This window comes from Methylobacterium sp. E-046 (assembly GCF_022829625.1).
Classification (GTDB): Bacteria; Pseudomonadota; Alphaproteobacteria; order Rhizobiales; family Beijerinckiaceae; genus Methylobacterium; species Methylobacterium longum.
This window is the reverse complement of the sequence record NZ_JAKSYP010000063.1, coordinates 21,568-28,290: the sequence shown is the minus strand read 5'-3', so window position 1 is coordinate 28,290 and position 6,723 is coordinate 21,568. Positions and strand designations below refer to the sequence as shown.

Here is a 6,723-nt window from a genome sequence, read left to right as displayed (position 1 = left end):
ACCTGCTGAAAGCTCACGCCCAGCGCGTGACCCAGGGCGGTCTGGCTCAGCCCCTGTGCCTTGCGTAGGCTCGCCACAAGACCACCGATCGTGCGGTCCGCATCCGTCGTGAGCTTCGGACTGTTGGCCATCGTCATGTCGTGAGTCACTCTCCAACTTCGGGCATCATTTAAGTCGACCGCGCGATAACTCAATTGCGGGCAATCCAGTTTTGTGCCCTCGAACAACCCCTGCGTGCACTACCGTCATGGCTGAGCCGTTTCCGCCTGCTGTGTATCGCGATCGGGGCCAGTTCTTCGGTAGTTTGCGCCCGGGATGAGAAAGGGCTGATTGGCGTGACCATGCGCACTCCCGCGCCACGTGCTGGTCCTCATGCGGCTCCAGGTTCACGTATCCTTCGGAACACCGGTACGATTCCGCGGCGCGCCTGCGCTGCTCCGCCGGGATGGGTTCCATGCCGGATTGGTCCGGCGCACCCAGCAGACGGCCGGTCGTCGCGGCTTCAGACCGTCGGACCCGAAGCCGCTTCCGCCGTCCGGAGGGCACGTCAGCCGCGTCTCGGCGTTCGCCCTGCCCGTACGTTCGCGATTCGGATCGACGCGCCGGTCTATCCACAGCCTTCACTCGCGAGTAAGTATTTTACACCATCTCTGATTGATGTAACGGCGGCTTGATACAACTATAAATGGTGGATGAGCGATCATCCCGTCGCTCGCGATGAAGGTTGCGAAACGATGAAGAAGCTTGATCTGAAGACCTTGAAGACCGTGTCCGGCGGTCATGGCTCGCCTCAGGGCCTGGGCGTCGGGCTGAACCTCGGCGGTATCGGCGTCGGTCTCGGCCTGAACCTGGGCTCGTCGTCCGGCAAGTCTCGCTGACGGGGAGCCGGTGCGCGAGGTCTCGTCCCGCGCGCCGGCCTCGGCCAGCGTGCGACGGGTGCAATCCGAACAGGATGGACGATACCAGTGGCGGAGCAACTCCCAGGCATCTCCGCTGTGGCCGGGCTCGTCGCCAGCCTGCCGATCCGCGCCCGGCGCCGGGCCCTGCGCAGCCTGTTTCATCTGACGGCGCTCACCCGTGGCGGTGCGCGCGCCGGTCTGTCACCCTGTTTCGAGCGTGTGCTCCGGCTGCCCCGGCGCGAGGCCGTGCGCCTCGACCGCGAGGCCGCCTTCCACGACGCGCTCGCCGAGATGGAATGGCTGTCGCTGCACAGACGCAGCCTCACCGGGATCAGAAGCGACCTCGACCATGTGTCGGTACGATCCCCGGAGATCCTGACGCATCTCGCTTCCCGCGGGGAGCCGGTGATCCTCGCACCCCTGCACATGGGGCCCTACGTGCTGGGCCTCCTCAAGATCCTCCTGACCTTCTTCCCCGACCGGTCGCTGCTGGTCCTGAGGCGGCGCGACGACCGGCCGTTGGAGACGCGGGTCATGCAGCGCATCACCGAATTCGGGATCCCGGTGCGGTTCCTGACCGTCACGGACCGGTCGGGCTACCTGCCGGCGGTCCGGTTCGCCCGCCAGAGCGCGGTCCTCGTCGTCTTCGGCGACCTGCCGCCGAGCTATGGACGGCCGGCCGCGATGCCGGTCCTCGGCCTTCCCACGGCGTTCGCCTTCGGCATCGAGACCCTGGCTCACCTGACGGGCGCAACGGTCGTGCCCCTTGCGGTCGCCGCACGGGCCGGCGGCTCCATCGTGATGCCGAGCGATCCCTTCACCGTCCGAGCGAACGACCCGGAGGAGCGCGACCGCGTGGCCGAGCTGATGCGTCGTCACATCGAGGCGACGGTCCGCACCTGGCCCGAGCAGTGGCACCATTGGGCGCGCCTGCCCGAGTTTCTGCCGGCGGCCGGCGAACCCGTACCGCGGGGAGGGGCTGCGTGAGCGAGGACCGCGCGGCGCAGGCACCGCCCGGCTTTCTCAAGCGGCGGGCCGGCGCCCTTCACCTGCATGGCGACCGCGGATCGACGGCCCTGGCATGGTTCTTCGGGCTGATGATCGTCGTCGTCGTTGCGGCCCTCCTCTTCGGGCACTTCGCCCGCACCGAATCCGTGCGCGGCTACGTCTCGGCTGTCTCCGGGCTCTCGCGTCTCGACGCGCGCGCTCCCGGAATCGTCGCGTCGATCGATGTTCGCCAGGGCGAGACGGTGCGGCGCGGCCAGAGGCTGCTGCAGGTGCAACTCCACGAGCGCTTCGCCGGCGGCATCTCCACGGTCGCGGCCGAGCGGAAGAGCCTCGTCGAGCGGCGCGGGGTGCTCGACCGCGAACGCGATCGCCTGACCGCCTTCCTGGCGCAGGGTGGCAGCGAGCGGGCGGAGATCGACGCCAACATGCACGCCGTCGCGGTCGCCTTCGACCGGCAGGAGGTGGTCCTGCGCCAGGGGCTGCGCGAGCAGGGCGCGATGGTCGAACGCGTCCAGGCCTATCTCGACCAGGGCTACGCGACGCGGGATGCCCTCAACGCGCAGCGCCGCGCGCTTCTGGAGTACGGCCGCCAGATGGCCGAGCTGCGGGCGCGCCGGGCCGAGATGCGCCAGCAGGCGGCCGAGCGCGGTCGCTCCCAGCGGACCGTGATGGCGGAGAAGGAGGGCCAGCTCGCCGCCGTGCGCAACGAACTGAGCGCGATCGAAGCGCAGCTCGCCGGCCTCGCCGCGCAGTCCCGCCTCGACATCGTGGCCCCGGTCGACGGGCAGGTGGCCGGCTTGTTCGTCGAGGTCGGCGGATCCGTCGCCGCCGATCAGGTGCTCGCGGCGGTCGGGGACGCGGGGGCGGACCCGCTCATCGTGCTGGACGTGCCGGCGCGCGCCATCGGCTTCGCCAAGATCGGGCAGCGCGTGGTGCTGAAATATGACGCCTTCCCGTACAAGACCTTCGGGATCGGGCACGGGACCATCACGTCGATCGCTGCCTCGCCGCAGCGGCCGGCGGCCGAGGCACTCGCGGGCGCGGACCAGCTGGGATCCACCCGCCAATCCACCTACCGCATCGAGGTCGTTCCGGACGCGCGCACGGTCCAGGCCTACGGCGCCGAGGAGCCGATCCGGATCGGCTCGACGCTGAGCGCCGACATCGTGGTCGAGCGCCGCCGCCTGATCGACTGGGTGCTCGATCCGATCCGGGCGATGCGAGGAAGGGGCTGACGCGATGGCGGAATGGCTGAAGCGCGTGCTGGCGCACCGACGCGCGGTCCGCCCGGTCGCGCAGAGCGAGGCGAAGGAGTGCGGGCTCGCGTGCCTGGCGATGATCGCCAACGTCCATCGCCACGACATCGACCTGAGCTACCTGCGCGCCCTCTTTCCGCTCTCGCAGAGCGGCATGTCCCTCGGCGATATCGTCGAGGTCGCCGAGGGGCTCGGCCTCGACGCGAACGGATTCGCTCTCTCCAACGTCGGCGAGCTGACGAGTGTCGCCCTGCCGGCCATCCTGCACTGGAACGGCAATCACTTCGTCGTCCTGGAGCGCATCCGGGCCGGCCGCTACCACGTCCACGATCCCGAATTCGGTCTTCGGATCTACGACCGGGCCGACATGGAGCGCCTGTTCTCCGGCGTGGTGCTGGAGTTCCAGCCCCGGATGGATTTCGCCCGGCTCACCGCCGAGCGACGCCTGGGCTTCGTGGAGGTGTTCCGCGCCACGCGCGGCCTCGGCAACACGGTCTGGCAGATCAGCCTCGTGTCCCTTGCCATCGCGCTTCTCGCCCTCGGGATGCCGGTGCTGCTGGAGATCGCCCTCGACGTGGTCATCCCGCAAGTCGACCTCGACCTCCTGCGCGTGCTCGCGATCGGCCTGGCCGCGATGATGGTGTTCGAGGCGGTCGGCCGTTGGCTGCGGGATGCGATCGTGCTGCGATCCTCGACGCTGCTGCAGCTGCAATTCACCCGCAACGTCGTCGGCCACGCCTTCCGCCTGCCGCTCGGCTACTTCGAGCGGCGACATCCGGGCGATTTCGCCGTTCGGGTCGATTCCATCGACCACATCAAGACCTTCCTGGTGGGTGGCCTCGTCACGGCGGTCGCCGACACGGCCACGTCGCTGCTGCTCGTCGGGCTGATGACCTACTACGCTCCGCTCATGGCCGGGGTGACGCTGCTGACCCTCGTCGCCGTGCTGATCGCCCGCGCCGTGACCTTCCCCGCCCTGCGCCGCCACACCGCCGCGTCGCTGGAGGCGCGGTCCGAGGAGCAGGCGCGGCTCCTCGACGGGCTGCGCGGGGTGGCCGCCCTCAAGGCCCACAACGCCACCGACCTGTTCGCCATGCGGTGGTTCGAGAGCTTCACGCGCTTCGCCAACACCGATTTCCGCGCGCGGCACGCCACCATCGACGCGGAACTGTTCATGCACGTGGTGATCGCCACCAGCACGGTGACGACGCTGTACATGGGCGTGGGCGCCGTCATCGGGAACAGCCTGACGATCGGTTCGCTCTACGCGTTCTTCGCCCTGCGCGGCGACTTCTTCGAACGCGTGAACCGGCTGACCGTCAACCTGATGCATCTCTCGGTCATGCGCGTGCATTTCCAGCGCCTCGACGACCTAGTCGGACAGGATCCGGAACCGGGGGCCGCGGGCGTCCGCATCCACCGGGCCGTTCGCTGGAGCGTGGCGCTGGACGGGGTCCGCATTCAGTTCGGCCGGGCCGATGCGCCGCTCCTCGTGGACGTGAACCTCACGGTCGATGTGGCTGGCGGCGAGAGCATCGCGATCATGGGCGCGTCGGGCTCCGGCAAGTCGTCCCTGCTGAAGGTCCTGGCGAGCCTGCACGATCCGGCGGCGGGCCGCCTTTCGGTGGACGGGACCACCCTGGATCAGTTCGGCCGGCGCGAGTTCCGCGCCAATCTCGGCGTCGTCTTCGCCGATGACGGCCTCTTCGCCGGCACGGTGGCCGACAATCTCGCCCTGTTCGACCCATCGGTGACGCGGACGCAGATGGAGGATGCCCTCGATCAGGTCGGGCTCGGCGCGGCCGTCGATGCGCTGCCGCAGGGCTTCGCGACCCTGGTCTCGGAGGAGAGCGGCCTTCTCTCGACCGGCCAGCGGCGGCGCCTCTTGGTCGCCCGTGCCCTGTGTCGACGGCCGCGTCTGCTCCTGCTCGATGAAGTCACCGCCAATCTCGACCCCGAGACCGAGCGGGCGCTGGTCGAGGGCTTACGCCACGTCGCCGCGGCCAAGGTCTACGTCACGCACAGCCCGCACGTGCTCGCCTGCGTCGACCGGGTCGTACGCGTGGCGAACGGGCGGCTGGTCACGGAAGCTGATCCGGATCGAACCGCGAGAGCCGCAGGGCGGCTTCCGGAGCTCGCCTGACTTCCGGCCGCACCGCGGGTTTGTTCGCCGGCGGCAGCAAGCGCGCGCGACGCCCGGCCGCGCCGGGTCGATCGACGTCGAGCAGCCCGGCGGCTGCGGCGAGCGCCAGGGACAGGGCATCGCGCTCGGTCGCGACGGCGGCCGCGCCGGATTCGGCGTCGCCGAGTTCGGCCCGGAGGTTCAACTCGTCGAGGATGGTGCGAAAGCCCGCGCCACGCTCGATCTCGAATCCGCGCACGGACTGACGCAACGCCTCGACGCGGGCCACCAGGCGCGTCGCCTGATCGGACACGATCTTGTACCGGAGAAAATTGGCGTGCGCGGTGCTGAGCGTCTCGCGCTCGGCATCCTGGACTTCGTAGCCGCGCTGACGCGCCAGCGCGGAGGCTTCCGCCACGCGGGGGAATGCACCCGGCTCGTAGATCGGGATCCGGGCGAGCAGGCGGGTGGTGGTGTCGGTGATGCGATCGAGCGCCGCGCTATAGCCGTACTGCGCGACCCGCGTGAATTGCAGGTTGACGGTCGGGAGGAGGTCCGCGCCCGCGGCCCTGGCCCTGGCGGTGGTCGAATGCGCATCGAGGCGCGCCGCGACCAGCGCGGGATTGGCATCCCGCACCTGGGCCGCATAGAGGTCGGCCGTGCGCGGAAGGCTGCCGGGCAGGCGCGGCGCGGCCACTTGTTCCGGCTCGAGGCCGGTCAGGCGCACTACCGCGGCACGCGAGACGGTGAGTTCGGCCCGGGCACGGTCCCGGCCCGCCTCCGCGGCCTGCAGGCGGGACTGAGCCAGGGCTACATCGGTGCGCGTCGCGTCGCCGACCGCGCGCTGCCGCTGGGTCGTCTCCAGGATCCGGCCGATCGCCGCGCACTGGGCCTCCCGGAACCTCACGATCTGCCCGTCGCGCATCACCGACAAGACGGCGAGCGCCGTCTCCAGAAGCACCTGCTGGCGCTTGCCGACGACGGCGGCGCGCCCTGCCTGGACCTCTGCATCCGCCGCCCGCAGGGTGTTGAGCCGCCTGAACCCATCGAAGACGGGCAGATCGGCCACGATCCCCAGTTGATAGGGTGCTGAACGCGGCGTCGCATCGAGCCCGAGGATCGTCGGAGCCAGTTCGGGGCTGTAGCGGATCCGACTGCTCAACGGCGCGTCGGCGAGAGCCGACACCGTCGGCATGAAGGCGTCCTGCGCGCCGCGCAGCCGGGCCTCGGTGGCGTCCTGGCGCGCGTCTTCGGCACGGAGCGCGAAGCTCTCGACGAGGGCAGCGGAGGCCGGATCGGCCCGTTCCCGGCCGCAGGCCGGCCGGATCGGGTCGACCGCCAGGTGTCCGACCACCGCCGCGACCAAGACGGCCTGGGCACTCCAAGGCGGCATCCACGTCCTCACGAACGGCGGCACGACGGATCCCGTCGCGGCCGC

General features: G+C 70.1%; 5 protein-coding genes. 4 read left to right on the top strand and 1 reads right to left on the bottom strand.

Annotation, left to right across the window (positions count from 1 at the left end):
• The first annotated feature begins 692 nt into the window (after window positions 1-692).
• From MKK82_RS04015 to MKK82_RS04000, 4 genes are all read left to right on the top strand, one after another.
• Entirely contained in the window at window positions 693-878 is a 186-nt protein-coding gene (locus MKK82_RS04015) for a hypothetical protein (RefSeq protein ID WP_238292281.1), read from the top strand.
• An 87-nt stretch (window positions 879-965) separates the two neighbouring features.
• Entirely contained in the window at window positions 966-1,886 is a 921-nt protein-coding gene (locus MKK82_RS04010; RefSeq protein WP_243984712.1) for a hypothetical protein, read from the top strand.
• On the top strand, window positions 1,883-3,142 hold the full coding sequence (locus tag MKK82_RS34160; RefSeq protein WP_238292277.1) for an HlyD family secretion protein: 1,260 nt from the start codon (window positions 1,883-1,885) through the stop codon (window positions 3,140-3,142). Before MKK82_RS04010 ends, MKK82_RS34160 begins: the two co-directional genes overlap by 4 nt.
• 4 nt (window positions 3,143-3,146) lie before the next feature.
• Window positions 3,147-5,306 carry a peptidase domain-containing ABC transporter gene (locus tag MKK82_RS04000; protein ID WP_243984710.1) on the top strand — a complete coding sequence of 720 codons (2,160 nt, stop codon included), beginning with the start codon at window positions 3,147-3,149 and terminating at the stop codon, window positions 5,304-5,306.
• Here the strand turns inward: MKK82_RS04000 and MKK82_RS03995 are convergent.
• Complete coding sequence (locus MKK82_RS03995; RefSeq protein WP_243984708.1) at window positions 5,245-6,678, bottom strand: TolC family protein; 1,434 nt, start codon at window positions 6,676-6,678, stop codon at window positions 5,245-5,247. The genes MKK82_RS04000 and MKK82_RS03995 overlap by 62 nt on opposite strands.
• Window positions 6,679-6,723: the final 45 nt, after the last annotated feature.

What these genes read in the sequence shown, in the direction of transcription:
- MKK82_RS04015 (WP_238292281.1), top strand. Translation starts at nt 693, where the DNA reads ATGAGCGATCATCCCGTCGCTCGCGATGAAGGTTGCGAAACGATGAAG.
- MKK82_RS03995 (WP_243984708.1), bottom strand. Translation starts at nt 6,678, where the DNA reads ATGCCGCCTTGGAGTGCCCAGGCCGTCTTGGTCGCGGCGGTGGTCGGA.
- MKK82_RS04000 (WP_243984710.1), top strand. Translation starts at nt 3,147, where the DNA reads ATGGCGGAATGGCTGAAGCGCGTGCTGGCGCACCGACGCGCGGTCCGC.